This window comes from Shewanella chilikensis, from assembly GCF_037953065.1.
Lineage (GTDB): Bacteria > Pseudomonadota > Gammaproteobacteria > Enterobacterales > Shewanellaceae > Shewanella > Shewanella chilikensis.
This window is the reverse complement of the sequence record NZ_CP149966.1, coordinates 909,890-925,968: the sequence shown is the minus strand read 5'-3', so window position 1 is coordinate 925,968 and position 16,079 is coordinate 909,890. Positions and strand designations below refer to the sequence as shown.

The 16,079-nt window shown below is 51.7% G+C and carries 19 protein-coding genes and 1 pseudogene; 10 read left to right on the top strand and 10 right to left on the bottom strand.

The window, feature by feature from the left end; genetic code table 11:
- Nucleotides 1-52 precede the first annotated feature (52 nt).
- Both WKR14_RS04280 and WKR14_RS04275 read left to right on the top strand, forming a co-directional pair.
- Nucleotides 53-256 carry a hypothetical protein gene (locus WKR14_RS04280; RefSeq protein ID WP_101052511.1) on the top strand — a complete coding sequence of 68 codons (204 nt, stop codon included), beginning with the start codon at nucleotides 53-55 and terminating at the stop codon, nucleotides 254-256.
- Between the two features lie 168 nt (nucleotides 257-424).
- A complete protein-coding gene (locus WKR14_RS04275; RefSeq protein ID WP_339087424.1) occupies nucleotides 425-1,714 on the top strand; it encodes a glycerophosphodiester phosphodiesterase family protein in 1,290 nt (429 codons plus the stop codon).
- Between the two features lie 57 nt (nucleotides 1,715-1,771).
- Here the strand turns inward: WKR14_RS04275 and WKR14_RS04270 are convergent, their stop codons facing one another.
- Entirely contained in the window at nucleotides 1,772-2,338 is a 567-nt protein-coding gene (locus WKR14_RS04270; RefSeq protein ID WP_101052515.1) for a phosphoribosyltransferase, read from the bottom strand.
- Nucleotides 2,339-2,748: 410 nt separating this feature from the next.
- On the opposite strand from WKR14_RS04270, the gene WKR14_RS04265 reads away from it, so the two are divergent.
- From WKR14_RS04265 to WKR14_RS04250, 4 genes are all read left to right on the top strand, one after another.
- Entirely contained in the window at nucleotides 2,749-3,474 is a 726-nt protein-coding gene (locus WKR14_RS04265) for a basic amino acid ABC transporter substrate-binding protein (RefSeq protein WP_224867683.1), read from the top strand.
- Between the two features lie 6 nt (nucleotides 3,475-3,480).
- Complete coding sequence (locus WKR14_RS04260; RefSeq protein WP_101052519.1) at nucleotides 3,481-4,158, top strand: amino acid ABC transporter permease; 678 nt, start codon at nucleotides 3,481-3,483, stop codon at nucleotides 4,156-4,158.
- Entirely contained in the window at nucleotides 4,151-4,876 is a 726-nt protein-coding gene (locus WKR14_RS04255) for an amino acid ABC transporter ATP-binding protein (RefSeq protein WP_165564529.1), read from the top strand. The genes WKR14_RS04260 and WKR14_RS04255 overlap by 8 nt, the downstream gene beginning before the upstream one ends.
- Before the next feature lie 98 nt (nucleotides 4,877-4,974).
- Nucleotides 4,975-6,540 carry a hypothetical protein gene (locus WKR14_RS04250; protein ID WP_339087423.1) on the top strand — a complete coding sequence of 522 codons (1,566 nt, stop codon included), beginning with the start codon at nucleotides 4,975-4,977 and terminating at the stop codon, nucleotides 6,538-6,540.
- A 14-nt stretch (nucleotides 6,541-6,554) separates the two neighbouring features.
- On the opposite strand, the gene WKR14_RS04245 is transcribed toward WKR14_RS04250, so the two are convergent.
- Together WKR14_RS04245 and WKR14_RS04240 are read right to left on the bottom strand one after the other, a co-directional pair.
- Nucleotides 6,555-7,301 (bottom strand): RES family NAD+ phosphorylase, encoded by a 747-nt coding sequence (locus WKR14_RS04245; protein WP_165564527.1) that lies wholly within the window; start codon nucleotides 7,299-7,301, stop codon nucleotides 6,555-6,557.
- 36 nt (nucleotides 7,302-7,337) lie between these two features.
- Nucleotides 7,338-7,700, bottom strand: coding sequence for an MbcA/ParS/Xre antitoxin family protein (locus tag WKR14_RS04240; RefSeq protein ID WP_025011540.1), 363 nt, complete (start codon nucleotides 7,698-7,700; stop codon nucleotides 7,338-7,340).
- 231 nt (nucleotides 7,701-7,931) lie between these two features.
- Between WKR14_RS04240 and nfsB the strand changes: the two genes are divergently transcribed.
- From nfsB to WKR14_RS04220, 4 genes are all read left to right on the top strand, one after another.
- Nucleotides 7,932-8,585 (top strand): oxygen-insensitive NAD(P)H nitroreductase, encoded by a 654-nt coding sequence (nfsB, locus tag WKR14_RS04235; RefSeq protein ID WP_165564526.1) that lies wholly within the window; start codon nucleotides 7,932-7,934, stop codon nucleotides 8,583-8,585.
- A gap of 130 nt (nucleotides 8,586-8,715) precedes the next feature.
- The gene (locus tag WKR14_RS04230) at nucleotides 8,716-9,357 is read left to right on the top strand and encodes a DNA-J related domain-containing protein (protein WP_101052696.1); all 642 of its coding nucleotides are present in this window, start codon (nucleotides 8,716-8,718) and stop codon (nucleotides 9,355-9,357) included.
- A gap of 140 nt (nucleotides 9,358-9,497) precedes the next feature.
- Nucleotides 9,498-10,235, top strand: coding sequence for a DsbA family protein (locus WKR14_RS04225; protein ID WP_165564525.1), 738 nt, complete (start codon nucleotides 9,498-9,500; stop codon nucleotides 10,233-10,235).
- A 109-nt stretch (nucleotides 10,236-10,344) separates the two neighbouring features.
- Entirely contained in the window at nucleotides 10,345-10,566 is a 222-nt protein-coding gene (locus tag WKR14_RS04220) for a hypothetical protein (protein ID WP_339087422.1), read from the top strand.
- Between the two features lie 63 nt (nucleotides 10,567-10,629).
- Here the strand turns inward: WKR14_RS04220 and WKR14_RS04215 are convergent, their stop codons facing one another.
- The 7 genes and pseudogenes from WKR14_RS04215 to WKR14_RS04185 all read right to left on the bottom strand — a co-directional run bounded on the left by WKR14_RS04215 (nucleotide 10,630) and on the right by WKR14_RS04185 (nucleotide 16,010).
- On the bottom strand, nucleotides 10,630-11,220 hold the full coding sequence (locus tag WKR14_RS04215) for a CBS domain-containing protein (RefSeq protein ID WP_165564524.1): 591 nt from the start codon (nucleotides 11,218-11,220) through the stop codon (nucleotides 10,630-10,632).
- 65 nt (nucleotides 11,221-11,285) lie between these two features.
- Complete coding sequence (locus WKR14_RS04210; RefSeq protein WP_101052533.1) at nucleotides 11,286-11,621, bottom strand: hypothetical protein; 336 nt, start codon at nucleotides 11,619-11,621, stop codon at nucleotides 11,286-11,288.
- 254 nt (nucleotides 11,622-11,875) lie between these two features.
- Nucleotides 11,876-12,958, bottom strand: a complete 1,083-nt coding sequence (locus tag WKR14_RS04205; RefSeq protein WP_165564523.1) for a rhomboid family intramembrane serine protease — start codon at nucleotides 12,956-12,958, stop codon at nucleotides 11,876-11,878.
- 3 nt (nucleotides 12,959-12,961) lie between these two features.
- A complete protein-coding gene (locus WKR14_RS04200) occupies nucleotides 12,962-13,549 on the bottom strand; it encodes a hypothetical protein (protein ID WP_101052537.1) in 588 nt (195 codons plus the stop codon).
- 91 nt (nucleotides 13,550-13,640) lie between these two features.
- Nucleotides 13,641-14,222: a hypothetical protein gene (locus tag WKR14_RS04195; RefSeq protein WP_101052539.1), complete on the bottom strand. Its 582-nt coding sequence runs from the start codon at nucleotides 14,220-14,222 to the stop codon at nucleotides 13,641-13,643.
- Nucleotides 14,223-14,493: 271 nt separating this feature from the next.
- Nucleotides 14,494-14,556: pseudogene (locus WKR14_RS04190) on the bottom strand (type VI secretion system tube protein Hcp); the annotation flags it as partial.
- A 218-nt stretch (nucleotides 14,557-14,774) separates the two neighbouring features.
- Nucleotides 14,775-16,010, bottom strand: coding sequence for a type VI secretion system ImpA family N-terminal domain-containing protein (locus WKR14_RS04185; protein ID WP_339087421.1), 1,236 nt, complete (start codon nucleotides 16,008-16,010; stop codon nucleotides 14,775-14,777).
- Nucleotides 16,011-16,079 lie beyond the last annotated feature (69 nt).

Here is a 16,079-nt window from a genome sequence, read left to right as displayed (position 1 = left end):
GTGGCACCATGCTGTGCCACAATAGCTAACGAGCTAAATATCAAGGGTCATTATGGGACTAATATTCATTATAATCATAGGCTTCTTTGCCATGATACTCATCAAGGACTACAACAAAAAACAGCAGTATCTCCAAAATGGTGAGATTGAAAAACTGCAACGGGAAGTGGATGAATTGAAGCAGCGGATTGCTAATCTGGAAACCATAGTTACAGACAAGAGCTACGATCTGAAGGATAAGATCAACCGACTCTAAGACTAACGCAATGGTTCCTCTTCAGTATATCCGGAACAAAGTACTGTATTAATTAAGTTAGTTGTCATAATTTTACTATCCGGCTGTCATCAAGCATCCCTAGCTTCAGAAATACCATTCTCGTCAGGTGAGTAAACTCCTGTGCGAAATAGCATAAGGATCTGCTTAATGAAGACTTTTCACTCCAAGACAGCATCGACGTTACCAGGCCTGGTGCTGCTTGGCCTGTTGCTCAGTGGCTGCAACAGCAGTGACAACAACGCCAGTACTTCAACTCCGGCTCAGGATCAACAGGAAAAAGTTGGCGCCAACTTGGGCCCCCGCCCCCAATTTCTGGTAAATGACATGGATGAAGGGCCGCTCAAAGATAAACTGGCACAATGCAGCAAAGGGCCCTTTTATCGCACCGACTTCAGCATAGGCCACCGCGGCGCCTCAATGCAGTTCCCTGAGCACACCAAAGAAGCCTATTTGGCAGCTATAGATGCCGGAGCCGGGATAGTGGAATGTGATGTCACCTTCACCGCCGATAAACAGCTGGTTTGTCGGCACTCCCAATGCGATCTGGCCACAACCACCAATATCCTCGGCATCCCTGAGTTGGTAGCCAAATGCCGTCAGCCCTTCTCTCCCGCCGATGCTGCCAATGGTGTTAACGCCAGCGCCGAGTGCTGTACCAGCGATATAACCTTGGATGAATTCAAACAGCTTTGCGGCAAGATGGATGGTTTTAATCCCAAGGCCACCACGGCGGAAACATTTATGAAGGGTACTCCTGACTGGCGCACGGATCTCTACGCCAGTTGCGGCACATTGATGACCCATGCCGAGAGTATAGCTCTGTTTAAAGAAGCCAGGGTCAAGATGACGCCTGAGCTCAAGGCCGCCAGTGTGCCCATGCCCTTCGATGGCTTTAGCCAGCAGGACTATGCTCAGAAGATGATCGACGAATATCAGGCGGCCGGAGTACCTGCAAAAAATGTCTATCCCCAGTCGTTTAATCTGGAAGATGTGCAATACTGGTTGGCCAATAATACCGATTTTGGCAGGCAGGCCGTCTATCTGGATGACAGGTATGACTCGGACAGCAGCTTTAACCCCAATGATATGAGCCAATGGCAGGCCGATATGCAAAGGCTCAAGGCCCTGGGAGTCGAAATCATTGCGCCGCCCTTGTGGGTATTGGTCGGTCTGGATGACAGCGGCAAAATAGTTCCCTCGGCCTATGCTCTGGCGGCCAAGGAAGCCGGGCTTAAAATAATCACTTGGTCACTGGAGCGTTCTGGCCCCCTGGCACAAGGCGGTGGTTGGTACTACCAAAGCATCAGCGGCAGCATTAATAACGATGGCGATGTCTATCAACTACTGGATGTACTGGCCAAAGAAATAGGTGTCCTGGGGGTATTCTCCGATTGGCCGGCGACCGTGACTTACTACGCCAACTGCATGGATATCTAGCCATTGCCAACAACAAAGAGGGCGCCTATCGGCGCCCTCTTTGCATTGGATTTTTTATCAGAGAAACAGCTCTTTGATATTTTTAAGATCGCCCTTACCTTCGGCCAGCTCTTGCGCACTCAGGCCGGAAACTTCATGGGGGAATACCAGCCATTCATCCGAGGCGTGGATATAGTAATCGGGTTTCAATGGCACCGCAGTATTTTGCGGCTTGTAGTAAGGACAAGCGATGCGGATATCCTTGGGCATATTCAGACGCATGGATTGACTGAGCTTTTCCTTAAGCGCAAAAACGCTGCGCCCGGAATCGAAGACATCATCAACAATCAACAAACCATCATCAGCATTGGCATTTTCAACAATGTAATGCAGACCATGAACCTTGATCTCCTTGCTCTGCTTATCTGTGCCTATGCCGTAATAAGATGAAGTACGCACCGCAATATGATCGGTTTCCACTTTCTTGAAGTCGAAAAACTCCTGTACCGCGATCCCTATTGGGGCGCCGCCACGCCAGATCCCAACAATAAACTGCGGCCGAAAGCCACTCTCATAGACCTGTGCAGCCAGACGAAATGAATCCTCCAGCAATTCCTGAGCGGTAATAAAGCGTTTTTCTATCATAGGTATACGACCCCATCTTGTTCTATTTTGTGTGCTTCGCTGTCTGCTTTGGCAGGTGCTGAATTGGAGGCCTGTTCCAAAATCCGGAGTGGGCTTCCACCATTGTAGGCAGGCAGAGGATTTTGGGCGCGCATTTTATAACAAATTTTTCCTCGGTGCTGTGCCAAATGCACATTCTTGTGTCTCAGGCGACAAAAAATCTTCACTCGTCGCTCAGCCTTAGTTGAGCAATCTCTACTTCATTCACTCAAACACATTTGGTTAATAAATAACAAACTAATTAATAATGTTTTTTTAACGAAACATGTGCGGGCAGTGAATAATTAGTCATTTTTTGTGATTAGTTATTGATTGAGGTATGGGAACTGGCTATAGTGCCAGTCATACGGTTCCTCAAGAGTATCTCCAAGATGAAAAAATCCCTGCTTCTGGCCACGATCACGGCCTTGCTGTTGACCGGCTGCGGTAAAGATCAAGATGTACTGGTCGTCGGCACCAATGCCGCCTTCCCCCCATTTGAATACATGGGAGGCGCCAATGGTGATGAGGTAAAAGGGCTGGATATCGACATTGCCAAGGCGATTGCCGCCGATGCCGGTAAAACCCTCAAGGTAGAAAACCTCAAGTTCGACTCTTTGATAGTGGCGCTGAACTCAGGCAAAATCGACTTTATCGCCTCCGGTATGACAATCACGGATGAGCGGCAAAAGAGCGTCGACTTCTCCACGCCTTACTACGAAGCTACCCAAGTGGTGATAGTCAATCAGGACAGCCAGGTATTCAACACTCCGGCTGATCTTGCCGGCAAGAAAATTGCGGTGCAGTTGGGTTCGACCGGCGACATTATGGCCAAGGAGCTCAAGGCCGAAGTCGTGGCTTTCAACACAGGTTTTGAGGCTTTTATGGAGCTGAAAAACCACAAGGTAGACCTGGTACTGTTCGACAGCCAACCGGCGGCCACTTATCTGGCCAAGAACCCCACTCTCAAACAGCTGGATATCGACTTCTCACCCGAGTTTTACGGTATTGCAGTCTCCAAGAATCAACCCGAACTGCTCGGCCAGATCAATGCCACCCTGTCACGGCTGCAAAGCTCAGGTGAATACCAACAAATCCTTGAAAAATATCAGAAGTAATCTTAGATGGATGCAATAATCTCTTCGCTGTTCACCCCCATAGGGGAAGACGGCATGGTCGGCATCTTGCTGATCCTAAGCGGCCTCAAGGTCACCCTGACAGTGACCTTCTTCGCCATGATCCTCGGCGCCATCCTCGGGGTACTGACCACCCTGATGGGCATGTCCGAACGTTGGTATCTTCGCTGGCCGGCCAAGCTGTATGTCGGGGTGATCCGCGGCACCCCTGTGGTGGTGCAACTGGTAATCCTCTACTTTATCGTGTTGGCCGCCATGGATGTCGACAAGGTGACCGCCGCCATCATCGCCTTCGGTCTCAACAGCGGCGCTTATATCAGTGAGATTATCCGTGCCGGTATCCAGGCGGTCGACAAGGGCCAGGCCGAGGCCGCCCGCTCTTTAGGGATGAGCCATTCACTGACCATGCGTGAGGTGGTGTTACCGCAGGCTATCAAGAATATCCTACCGGCGCTCGGCAATGAATTTATCGTGCTATTAAAGGAAACCGCCGTCATCGGCTTTATAGGTGGTGTGGATCTTATGCGCGCCGGTGAAATCATCCGCAGCCGGACCTTCGAAGATGTGGTGCCACTGCTGACTTGTGCCCTGATCTATCTGTTATTGACCTACAGCTTCACCTGGCTGTTGGGTAAGTTTGAAGCGAGGCTGAAACAAAGTGATTGAGATAACCAACCTGCATAAGTCCTACGGCAAACTGGAAGTACTCAAGGGCATAGATCAGCATATCGCCAAGGGAGAAGTGGTCAGTATTATAGGCCCAAGTGGTAGTGGCAAGAGTACCTTTCTTCGCTGTATCAACCTGTTGGAGCAACCGACTGAAGGCGAAATACGGATAGCCGGTGAATCGATAACGGCGCCGGGGGCCTGTGTCGACAAGCTCAGACAGAAAGTGGGCATGGTATTCCAGCACTTTAACCTGTTTCCCCACAAGACAGTGTTGGCCAACCTGACGCTGGCACCGGTCAAGCTGGGGTTGATGAGTTCGGCCGAGGCCGAAGCCAAGGCTTTGGGATTGCTGGCTAAGGTTGGCCTGGCAGATAAGAAAGATGCCTATCCATCCAGTCTGTCCGGCGGCCAGAAACAGAGGGTGGCCATTGCCAGAGCCCTGACCATGTCTCCGGAGCTGATGCTGTTTGACGAACCCACCTCGGCGCTGGATCCGGAAATGGTCGGCGATGTACTGGATGTGATGCAATCCCTGGCTCGCGACGGCATGACCATGGTGATAGTCACTCACGAAATGGGGTTTGCCCGCGAGGTGTCTGACAGGGTGATCTTCATGGATGAAGGGGTGATCCAGGAAGCGGGCACGCCGGAGCAGATTTTCAATGCGCCGCAAAACCCTCGTACTCAAGGTTTCCTTGCCAAGGTGCTGCGCTGATCATAGGGTAACTTTTTAGTACAAAAGAGCCATAAATCTGCCATCTTTGTTCTCTATGTTGGGTGCTTTCCCAAACGCCCAATATAGAGAGGTTATTCGTGCGTCAATCCCATCAAGTCGCAGCCTTGTCACTGCTGTCTCTGGCCCTGCTGGCCGGCTGTAACTCAGATAACGACACTCAAACTCCCGAGCCGGTAACGGGTCGCTGGCTCAAAGGCGATCTTCATGTTCACACTGCGGTTTCCCAAGATGCCAGAGAGACCCAGGCCGATATTCTCAAGTGGGGCTTAGAGGACTTTGGCCTGGATTATATGAGCCTGACCAACCATATGCGCAACAACAGCCAGGACAATGAAGATAACGACCTAGGTGGCATTCTCTTCTATGATGCCCTCACCCGCTACGAAAAACCCGGACTCACCAGCCAAATGCCCAACTACCCGGGCAAGTTGGTTTACTCGGGCTTTGAGTGGGATATGCCGACTCACGAACACTTCAATATCGCCATCTTGGCCGATGAACAGCAGACTCTGGATGCGATTAAAACCTTCGAGTATCGCTTCAGCGCCAAGAATGAGCCGGAGGATTTCGCAGCCGAAGATCTCGCCGCCTGGGAGGCCGCCGGCGTCAAGCGTCAGAATCAAAACCACGCAGACGCCGTAGCGGCGCTCGCCTGGCTGCAGCAACACTTTCCCAAACAGAGCTACGGCATGCTCAATCACCCCAGACGCTATCTCGACAGCTACACCATAGCCGAAGTCAGGGAGCTTCACGATGCCGCGCCTGAGGTCTTCTTCCTGGTGGAAGGCATGGTTGGCGGCCAGTTCAGTGGCAACCGCGGTGACTATGGCGACAGATCGAGCGGTGTTTACGGCGGTGTCGATCCCGTCGTGGCCGAAGTCGGCGGTTGGTGGGATGCGCTACTGGGCGAAGGGCGCAGGATTTGGAACATGGGCAACTCGGATATTCACTTCAAGACCCGCCCCCCTTACGCCAGCAGTTATTATCCCGGCGAATACGCCAAGAATTACACCTGGGTTGAGGGCGAAGGCACCAAAGCGCTGCTTGAAGGGCTACGCTCGGGGAACAGCTTTGCGGTATTTGGCGATCTCATTGATGGACTGGATTTCAAGATCAATAGCGGTGATCAAACCATCACTATGGGACAAACCCTGAGTGCCAAGGCCGGCGACAAGGTCACTATCAATATCAGGTTCCGCAGCCCTGAGCTGAATAACAAGGAAAGCGATATCGGCAATGAACACTACGCCGGCATTAATCCGGGAGTACATCATATCGATTTGATTGCCGGCGATATCAGTGAGCGGGCCAAGCCGGGAACAGCTGCCTGGCAAAAGGAAACCAACGACAGTACCCGGGTGATCAAGTCATTCACCCAGGCCGACTGGCAAAAAGACAGCGATGGTTTCTACCGCATGAGCTTCAGCTTTATCGCCGATGGCAAGCAGTATTTCCGCCTGCGGGGCACCAACCTGGATTACAACGTCAGTGGCTTGACCAACAAGGGCACGCCACTGCGTTCAGAGGTATTGCCACAGGCCGAAGGGGAGCAGGTGCAGCAATGGTACAACGACATCAATGAGCGTAATTACGGCGATCTCTGGTTCTATTCCAACCCGCTGTTTATCACCACCCAATCCTGAGGTAATTTCTGTTCTCAGGCGGGACGCGGCAACTGCCCGTCCCGCAAAAAGTCTTTTAAAAACCAGGTCAATGGCATGCTGCGGCTGTTACGACGACTGAAAGCCACCTTGTCGGCGGAGCTTTGACAGAGCCAGTATTCACACTCCTGCGGCTCGGTTGATAGCAACACCAAAGGATCGTGCAGCGCCAGGTTGACGCCCTTTTCTGCTCTGGCCGAAGTGTAACGGATCATCTGCGCCTGCTGTTGCAGCAACCAAGCACCCAAAGCCTGGGTATAGGCATAGCTCGACTTGTGAGTCAGTTGCTGCTGCACTCCCTGCCCCTGCAATAGCGTCAGGTCGGCACAATCGCGGGCATTGATATCCACAGAGTACAACATATGCTCAGAGCGCAGCGGCTCCAGATAAGGCTCCAGCATGTCGGCCATAAAGACAAAGCGATAATAGGCAACTTCAGCCAAACAGGTCTGCCAGGATTCACTGGCATAAAAGAAGCTTTCCATTGTGATACTGCCAAAGCGCGAGCCATGGCGCAGCGGCGGATAACGAAACGGGGTCTTGAGCAGATAATGCAAGTGCTCTGTCCCGCTTCGGTATGGCGGTTTAACCTCATCGAGCAGAGACTCAAGCAGCATCTGTTCATCAAAATCATCCACCAGGCTCAGGGTGGCGGCTTCTTCCTGGGACTCGACCAGGCGATAACCGCGACCAAAGTAGTGGCGAGGAAAAAAGTCCTGCGGCTCTAACGCGCTAAAATCCATTTTCAGTTATTTGTCTCCTGTCACCGGCTATGGCTGTCAGACCTTGCCTCGCATCGCATCCAGATATTGGTTAACACTCACCAGACCAACCACGGTTTGCAATAAAGTCTTGGGGGTTCCATTCAGCGCCTTGTTGGGACTGTTGAGCCAGTGACGCATAAAAGCTTTTTCACCACCCGCTATAGCATACAGCGAGCGATATAGACGGATAAGCTGCAACTGCAGCTCCCCCTGCTTGGAATCGGGTTTAAACCCCTTGCCGCTGTTACGGCTCAAGGTGCTGGGATTTACGCCTATGATACGGCTGGCCTCGGCCTGGGTAAGTTGTAACTCGCTGCAAGCATTGGAAAACGCCTTGAATAATACCTCGGCTGCATTGGCTTTCTCTAGGGTATTCATCTTTGCTGCTCCGCCATAAACCTGTCCATATATTAACCAATATATACAGCAAACGCAATTTAGCACCCAACAAACATGCAAAAGCAATCCTGTTGGCACCGAGAGGTGGTTCCCCACCGCGTACTTTCAATTTATTTTTGATATAGCTTGCAGCAGAAACACTGTTGTAAAGCGCAACAGAGATCGTAGAATGCCAAAACAATTTCAGCCTCATTTGTCCGGAGTAGTGACATGACAGATCTGACATACCTTGCCAAAAAGCGCTATACCACCAAGGCTTTTGATCCCAACAAGAAGATCCCCCAGGATAAAATTGAAGATCTGCAGAGCCTGCTGCAGTTCAGCCCCTCCTCGGTGAACTCCCAGCCATGGCACTTTGTACTGGCCGCGACAGATGAAGGCAAAGCCAAAATTGCCGAGTCTACCGCAGACTATAGCTTCAACACGCCAAAGATCCTCAACGCTTCCCACGTGGTAGTACTCTGTACCCGCAACAACATGGACGAAGCCCATCTGCTGCGTCTGCTTGAGCAGGAAGATGCCGATGGCCGCTTCGCCGACGAAAACGCCAAACAGGGCCAACACAACGGCCGCTCTTTCTTCACCAATATGCACAAGTTCGAACTTAAGGACCTGCAGCACTGGATGGAGAAACAAACCTATCTGGCGCTGGGTACTTTGCTGCTGGGCGCCAGCGTATTGGACATAGATGCAACCCCTATTGAAGGCTTCGATGCCAGCAAACTCAATCAGGTTTTGGGTCTAAGAGAACAGGGCCTGACCGCCAGCGTAGTGGTGGCTCTTGGCTACCATGACGAGTCTGACTTCAACGCCAAGCTGCCCAAGTCTCGCCTGCCTCAAGAAGAGCTGTTTACCAAGATCTAAGGAAGAGCTCATTCTCACCTTCTATTCCAGAACCCGGCTCCATGCCGGGTTCCATTAATTTCACCTTGCACCCGCGGACACCTGTGGCATAGTAGATTTTATCGTCAGTTCAGGATGAATGATTGCTACCATGCTGCTTGCCAAACCCGCGCTGAACCAGGCCGACGCCACTGAAGTCAAACCGACCCGACTCAAAGGCGATAACCCGCTTACCTGGCCCATTCTCGGTTTACTCAAACGCAGCAACCGCTCCTGGAAGGTGCATCACCTCGCCACTGAGTTACAGCAGCAGGGACTGATGCACAACTTGGATCCTCTGCCCGAGAAAGATCTGTTCAAACGAAACTTTCTGCTGATGAATGCCCTCTATGAACTGCAACACATGCTGCTGCCGGGCCAATGGCTGCAAGTACAGGCCATGGATATCATACTGCTGCGGATCCCACCGGCCAATGTGCTGCAACTACAACAGGATGACTCAGCGCTTAGAGACTACTACCTCGACTGGAACAACTACGACACCTGCGTCAATGTCGTTCGTGAGATGCTGGAGTCCTTCTGGAACAGTTATCAGGATTATATTGGCGTGCGTCCCGGCCGTTTTGCCCAGCGAGAGGCGCTGCGGGTATTGGAACTGGAAGACGATGCCAGCGACAAGGAAATCCGTCGCCAGTGGCGTAAACTGGCGCTGAAGTGGCACCCTGACAGGCAAGGCGGTGATACCGCCAAGTTCAGGCAGATCTGCGAAGCCTGGCAAGCCCTGCGAGGTTGAATAACCAGGCAAAGCGCCAAAGCTTAGCCTCGCTCACAGAAATGACCGCCAAAGGCACCAACGCTTAAGTCATAATTAAGCCAGTCACACTAACCTGACAGCAAAGGGCGCTGCGCCCGGTCAATTCTGAGGAGATTATTTTGCTCAAGCCACTGGTTGCCGCAATGGCACTTACCCTGATCCCGCTGGCCGCCAACGCCGCCGACTTTATCGAAGGTAAACACTATACCCAGATAGCCAAGAAAGGCAGTGAAGAACCCAAACTCACCGAGTTCTACTCTTTCTACTGTCACAACTGCTTCAGCATGGAAACCCAGTATCTGCCGGACATCAAGGCCGGTCTCAATAAAGAAGTCAGCTTTGACAGCAAGCATGTCGACTTTATGAACAGCGATCTGGGCACTGAGGTGATGAAGTCTCTGGCCATCATGCAGGAACTGGGCGCGACTGATAAGCTGGTTCATCCTATGTTTGCCGCCATTCAGGGCGAGGAAGGAGCCCATGGTCATGACCATTCCGCCCCTGGACACAAGCACACCTCTGCTATCAATAGCCGCGACGATATCAAACAATTGTTCGCCGCCAACGGCGTCGATGTCAGCCAGTATGATGCCTTGGCCGACAGCAAGAAAATCAATGATGTCATCGCCCTGTGGCGTAAGCAGCAGAATGAATTTGCCATCCAGAGCGTGCCAAGCTTCGTGGTAAACGACAAATATCTGGTTAACCTGGGAGAAATTCGCACTCTGGGTGAGCTGACCGATCTGATCAATTTCCTGGCTACCGAAAAAGATGCCAAGCAAGATGAAGGAGGCAGCCTGGGTTGGTTGTTCCTGGCCTTTGCCGGTGTCGCCGCCGTCAGCAGACGCCGCCGCTGAAATCAGACACCATAGACAAAACACTATATTCGCCAACAAGTTAAAGGCCACTCTGGGCCTAATGCCGTTCACTTATTGTGAACCGCATTAGGCCAAGGAACTCTTGCTGATGACCTCAAGAGTGGGCGCAACCCAGGCCGATTGGCAGCAACAACTGAGCCTGGCACTGGCGGCTGAAGGCGACAGCCTTGGGGCAAAAGCAGCTCATGCCAAGGCGCTGGAACTGGCGGCTGAAGGCGACAGCCTTGGGGCAAAAGCAGCTCATGCCAAGGCGCTGGAACTGGCCGAAACCTATCAGCTGGAAAGCTGGGAGTGGTGGGAACTGCAATAATAGGCCCGGCGCGCCGAGGCTGCCGGACCTCTATCAAACACATTATTGGCAACAGGGCCGAAATCAGGCTATCTGCTGAACCAGGCCATGACTGGTGTTTATCTGCCGCAGAATATTCAGCAGATTGCCGCCCTTGTCTTCCCTCAACTGGCCGACATTCAAACGATGGCTGATATCGGCCAGGCTCAACAATCCGCGGATCTGATGGGTCTGGGTATCGACCACAGCAAAATAGTTATCGCGGCTGTGACGCAGGCTCTGCAGCACATCGGCGACACTGGCGTTGGCAACCTCATCATAGGCCAGTGCCTGCAGTTGCTCTCTTGGCAGCATCAAATCAAATACCGTCCAGGAGGAAGGTTGGTGGGCCTTGTCGACAAGCTTGAGCAGATTGTCCGGCGCCAACAATTCCTGGGTGATAATGCCCAGCATCTCATGACGTGCATTAATGACAAAGTGCAATGCGCTGTGTTCACTCTGCATCAGGGCTGAGGCATCAGGCGCCGGCATATCGGCACTGATGACCATACGCGCACTGTGGCTGAAGTCCATCATGGCCTCTAAGGCATTGTCATAAGGGTTGAGTTGATTGGCTAAAGCAGAGGCTTGCAGCCTGTCGTTGCTGGCAATCGCAAAAGGATGAAGTGTTTTCATGTTATTACCTCACTTGGAAACTGGGTTGCCGGGCTTCGCATTAGTGCGAACCCGAAAGACGGTTTTCAAATGAGGGCAAATGGCGGTGCGCGGGTCTGTGCCTGAGGAAATACATGCAGTGCATGGGACTGCAGTGACGCCAGCGAAGGCAGACGCAATACCAACTCGGCCGAAGGCGCCAGATGAGTAGATTTCTGTTTCGGAAGCGTCGGCTCCTGAGAATCTATCAGCGTCTTGAGGAACAGGCCTTGGGAACTATCTCCCTGCACCGCCAGAGGTATTGAGGCTGAAACCGGTACCAGAGAAACCTGCTGAGAATGGGCCTTGGGGATAGCTGCAAGAGTGCCCGTCAGCAAAATACTGACCAGCAATAATGCAAACCACCTCTCGATTCGGCTCATTTGTGATCCAGATCTCAAAACACCCATTTGTCGACAATAACACTGCCTTGGAAAAAAGCGCAATATTTTTCAGAGGCATAAAATAAACCCCGCTCAGAGAACTGACCGGGGTTTATTGAAGAAGGCCGACTTCGACAGGCCCCGGCATGCCTTCAGTCGGATGCCTTGAACGCTAATTGCTGTGCAAGCCACTCTCTACATAAGAGAGTGCCACGAGGACTTATTCGCACCTTACCTACGAACCTAACTGAAACTCAGCGACGGATCTTCACCTCTGGCTCATTAAGCATCGCCAGCAAGGGATTTTGCTGCATCACTCTGGATTTGAGGCCAACCCCAAGGATAAGTCCCATAACAAAGCCACCGATATGAGCCCAGTAAGCCACGCCTTCACCGGCCATCATCAAACCAACCACGTTGAATACCAGCCAGATGGCAAAGAAAGCCATAGGCGACAGCTTCTTCTGGTAGACAACAAACATAAAGGTCAGGCTGGCATGACGGAACCACAATAGATACATACCGAACAGGCCGGCAATGGCGCCACTGGCACCCACCATGGGGATATTGGAGCCGGGATCGGCAATAATCTGCACCGCCGCAGCCGCCAGGCCACAAAGCAGATAAAGCCCGAGGAACCTCATGCGTCCCAAGGCGTCTTCCAGATTGTCGCCAACCACATAGAGGAAATACATATTGCCCGCCAGGTGGATCAAATCACCGTGAAGGAACATATGGCTGAACAGGGTCCATACATGGCTGCCGTGCAACACCTCATCGGCCCGCAGGGCAAAGTTGGCAAACACGGTATCAGCTATGTCCAAGTCTGTGCCATAAGCGGCAAAGATCATGATATTGAGTGCCAGCAGCAGGTAGGTGATTGCAGGTTGTGAGCGGGTTTTGAGATTGAACTCCACCGGCATTTGCGACAGAAACTGAAACAGCCAGGTTTTGACACTGATCTTGCCATTCAACTCCGCCAACAGCCCCTGCAACCTTGGGGACTGCACCACTTTATTCCTTTCGTCTTTATCGACCCAGACGCCATTGCAACTGTGGCAGACATCCAGCTCTATCTGATAGCCGTCCATCAGATGGTATCTGTGCATCTGTTCTTCACAGTGCATGCAGTGCCGCTTGGAAAGCCCAAGATGAGGCCCGAGCGACTCTTCAATGCGCACATGATCATTGCCATTGTCGGCTGTTGACAGCGCGCCATTAAGCTCGCCATTATCAAACCAGATACCTTCACAGTGATTGCAGCTGTCCACCTGCTCACCATAAAGTTCGAAGGTGCGCATCGATTCGCTGTAACATCCGGGACATTTTAAACTCATGGATTATTCCTCTGTGATATTCACATCCATGCCACTACGCTGCAACTCAAGCTCCATACGCTGAAAATTCAGTTGCAGCTTAGGCAAAGTGTCGGCCGAAATCTTCCCTACCAAGGCTCTTAACCTGGTTGTACCGACACCACGACTCAACTCTTGCTTTTCCATTTTTTCAATCAGCTGGGCAGATTCAATTCTGAACCTGCGGATAGCGGTCAGGATCTCAGCCGGTGTTTCCAGCGCATTGGCCGAGTAATACATGTTTTGCCAAACAAAATCACTGAGCTGGGGATGCAATGACCTCAAGTCCAGTGGTCTCTGTTTATCTATGTCCGCCATATAGGCTTCCAGTTCATGCAAGTTATCCCGCACTTCATCATACAAGGCACGCTGCAGATGATAGTTATTCTGGGTATTAACCAGAGAGTCAAACTTAATCGCCTGTGACAGCCCCTGCTGCGCAGCCAGATAAACCCCCAAAACCGTTGCCAGCACCATCAACAGCTGACTCACCCAGAAGCTGGTTTTCACCAGCTCACTATTGTCAAAATGAATTTTACGACCGTTTGATACCGGCTCAGATTTCCTTTCCATAGCAACTCCCAATGATGGTATTTAACCTGTCATTGTGAGTCAGAAAAACCTGGTTATCCGTCGGCCAATTCCCAAGTAACAACCTGAGTTGTCAGTTAACGTCGATCCCGGCGCGCTTTAGCTCATCGGCCATCTTCTTATAACTCTGTTCCAACTTGGGTAAGGTGTGGGTTTCCACTTCTTCAATCAGGGATCGCAGCTGTTTGGAACCAAAGCTGGGGCCATAGAACTTACGTTCAATCTTACCGACAATATCAGCAGACCCCATATAAAAACGGCGGGCGCCTGAGAGAATATCGCTTGGGGTTTCCAAGGTATAGGCCGAGTACTTCATATTTTCCCAGATAAAGTCAGCCATAACCGGATGATATTCTTTAATATTATAGGGTTTTTCTTTCTCAATAAGCTCAGTGTACGCAGTCATCACCGCGACATTGTCTTTCAGCTCCTCATAGAGAGAATGCTGCAGATGATAATTGTTTTGCATATTGGTCAGGCTATCAAACTTAATCGCCTGTGACAGACCTTCCTGCGCTGCCAAATAAACCCCGGCAACCGTAGCGATAATCATAAAAATCTGGCTGACCCAAAAGCTGGTTTTCACCAACTCCTGATTATCGAATCTGATTTTTTTTGCACCCCGACGCTGACTTGGTTCTTGATTGACTTCCATTTCAATACCTCTATGAAACTGAATGGTTTTTTAAGGCCGACATCATACAGAAGGGCAATGGAACGAACCAGCCCCAAGGGCCTTTTTTACCTCTCTGTTCTCAACCGATATTCACATTACCACGCCCACCAGATTACCACTGCAGTTAACTACATCGCCGATTCAGGCAGCGGGTTTACCATAGATAAAAACACTGCCCGAACCCGTGGCAATGGTACGAGGGTGCGGCGGATGTTTGGGCTTGTCGTAAGGAAGCAATGAGTCGCCCTGAGGCGCCTGCGGTGATGTTGCCCTGGGTTTGACCTTCGATAGAGATATAACATGGTGTTGGCATGGTTAGTTCCTTTTACTGTTGAATGAGTGATAAAACCCCATCACCCAACGCCAGAAGCATGCCAAATCGTAACATACTGTTTTACAAAAACATCCAAACCCACCTCCTCTCTCCAGGCCAGTTTTTGCCCAAATTGAGTGGCCCAAAAGAGTTGCCAAAAGCCGCCAAAGGCCAGAGCTCAAGAGCGAATACAAGGGCCAACCGGGTGAATTCTTGTATTACATAACAACATCTTGAACGTCGGCCGCTTCTTGGACATTAGCCCTATCTGAGCCCGCCGCCATTGGCGCCTTATCTGAACCTGAGGCGGTTTGGACTGCCGGGTCATTTGTAACGCCAGAAGCCTGAGTGAGCCCCAAACTCTGGGCCAACAAAGTGCGCTTGATCAGCAGGGATTTCAGTTGCCTGTCCAGCAGTGTCAGCTCCTGAGCTGCCCGCTCATTTTGCTGTTGCTTGAGCAGCTCATCGATGAAGTAGGCTCTGGCCAACACGGGGGACAGGCTGCTGGCATACTCGGCCATATCCCGTGACTGACGCTGCAGCGCACTGAGTTTGTTGGCATCAAGCCCCTGCCATTGCTGTAACTCTTTGCTTAAGTTGGCCGCTCGGGTGCGACTGGCGGCAAAACGCTGGAAATACTTGTCCAGCTCCAACAGATAATCTACCTGCTCGGGATAAACATATGGCTCATCGTTGGCCAAAGGTGCGGCGCCAAATAGCTGGTCTATCTTCTGCCACAGCGGCAATGCCGTTTCAGTCGGCAACTGGGTCACCTGCTCGGGTGGCTTGGGCGCAAATCGCTCCGGCCAGAACTTCTGCCCTATGACCAGCCCCAAAGGTTCGGCAAAGTGTCCCGCCGTCAATGCCAGCAACAAGAGGATTAGTCCCAGCGGCCAACTCAGCCCCTTGGAATTAGCCTGCTGCTGAGCACTTGTGGCAACAGCGGGTCGCTTGGCCGGTTGTTTAACGCCATCAATCTTGTCGAAGATTTGAAAGCCGAGCGCATCCAGGTTTGGCATCTGCTTGGGTTGACGCACCTGCATCAGCTCAAACAGCTGCTGACAGGCATATTCACAACGATACCACTCACGGATATTGCCTTCAGTAGCCTGCATATCCTTGAGCTCCGGCAACAACTTACCTATGGCCCAGTTCAGTATTTCGGCGCACTTTTCCGGGCTGATAGTGCCCATCTCTTTCGAGTGCGCCAACACGGTTAACAGTAACTCCAGTCCGGATGCCAAACCGGCAATGCCGCGGGTCTTGGCCGCAGCTACCGAAAAGTAGCTGGCCGCCAATAGATCCACCCCATCTGTCATCGCCAGGGTGGCTGCGAGATCATAGACCTTTTCCCAATCCGTCCCACCACTGAAGGGAGATTGGCGCCGGTTGATCTCACTACGCATCTGCTGATAGCGGTTATCTTCCCGAAGCTGAGCCGGTGCTGCGGTCATTCTGAACCATCCGGCATTCACTGTTGTTTGCTGTATCAACTTGGTACACCTCAAATTCCATTAAGTTGA

Bases quoted from the DNA above. Each gene is read 5' to 3' on its own strand.
- nfsB (WP_165564526.1), top strand. From the start codon at position 7,932: ATGACAGATCTGACATACCTTGCCAAAAAGCGCTATACCACCAAGGCT.
- WKR14_RS04260 (WP_101052519.1), top strand. From the start codon at position 3,481: ATGGATGCAATAATCTCTTCGCTGTTCACCCCCATAGGGGAAGACGGC.
- WKR14_RS04205 (WP_165564523.1), bottom strand. From the start codon at position 12,958: ATGAGTTTAAAATGTCCCGGATGTTACAGCGAATCGATGCGCACCTTC.
- WKR14_RS04240 (WP_025011540.1), bottom strand. From the start codon at position 7,700: ATGAATACCCTAGAGAAAGCCAATGCAGCCGAGGTATTATTCAAGGCG.
- WKR14_RS04215 (WP_165564524.1), bottom strand. From the start codon at position 11,220: ATGAAAACACTTCATCCTTTTGCGATTGCCAGCAACGACAGGCTGCAA.
- WKR14_RS04230 (WP_101052696.1), top strand. From the start codon at position 8,716: ATGCTGCTTGCCAAACCCGCGCTGAACCAGGCCGACGCCACTGAAGTC.
- WKR14_RS04270 (WP_101052515.1), bottom strand. From the start codon at position 2,338: ATGATAGAAAAACGCTTTATTACCGCTCAGGAATTGCTGGAGGATTCA.
- WKR14_RS04200 (WP_101052537.1), bottom strand. From the start codon at position 13,549: ATGGAAAGGAAATCTGAGCCGGTATCAAACGGTCGTAAAATTCATTTT.
- WKR14_RS04245 (WP_165564527.1), bottom strand. From the start codon at position 7,301: ATGGATTTTAGCGCGTTAGAGCCGCAGGACTTTTTTCCTCGCCACTAC.
- WKR14_RS04220 (WP_339087422.1), top strand. From the start codon at position 10,345: ATGACCTCAAGAGTGGGCGCAACCCAGGCCGATTGGCAGCAACAACTG.
- WKR14_RS04195 (WP_101052539.1), bottom strand. From the start codon at position 14,222: ATGGAAGTCAATCAAGAACCAAGTCAGCGTCGGGGTGCAAAAAAAATC.
- WKR14_RS04275 (WP_339087424.1), top strand. From the start codon at position 425: ATGAAGACTTTTCACTCCAAGACAGCATCGACGTTACCAGGCCTGGTG.
- WKR14_RS04185 (WP_339087421.1), bottom strand. From the start codon at position 16,010: ATGACCGCAGCACCGGCTCAGCTTCGGGAAGATAACCGCTATCAGCAG.
- WKR14_RS04280 (WP_101052511.1), top strand. From the start codon at position 53: ATGGGACTAATATTCATTATAATCATAGGCTTCTTTGCCATGATACTC.
- WKR14_RS04265 (WP_224867683.1), top strand. From the start codon at position 2,749: ATGAAAAAATCCCTGCTTCTGGCCACGATCACGGCCTTGCTGTTGACC.
- WKR14_RS04210 (WP_101052533.1), bottom strand. From the start codon at position 11,621: ATGAGCCGAATCGAGAGGTGGTTTGCATTATTGCTGGTCAGTATTTTG.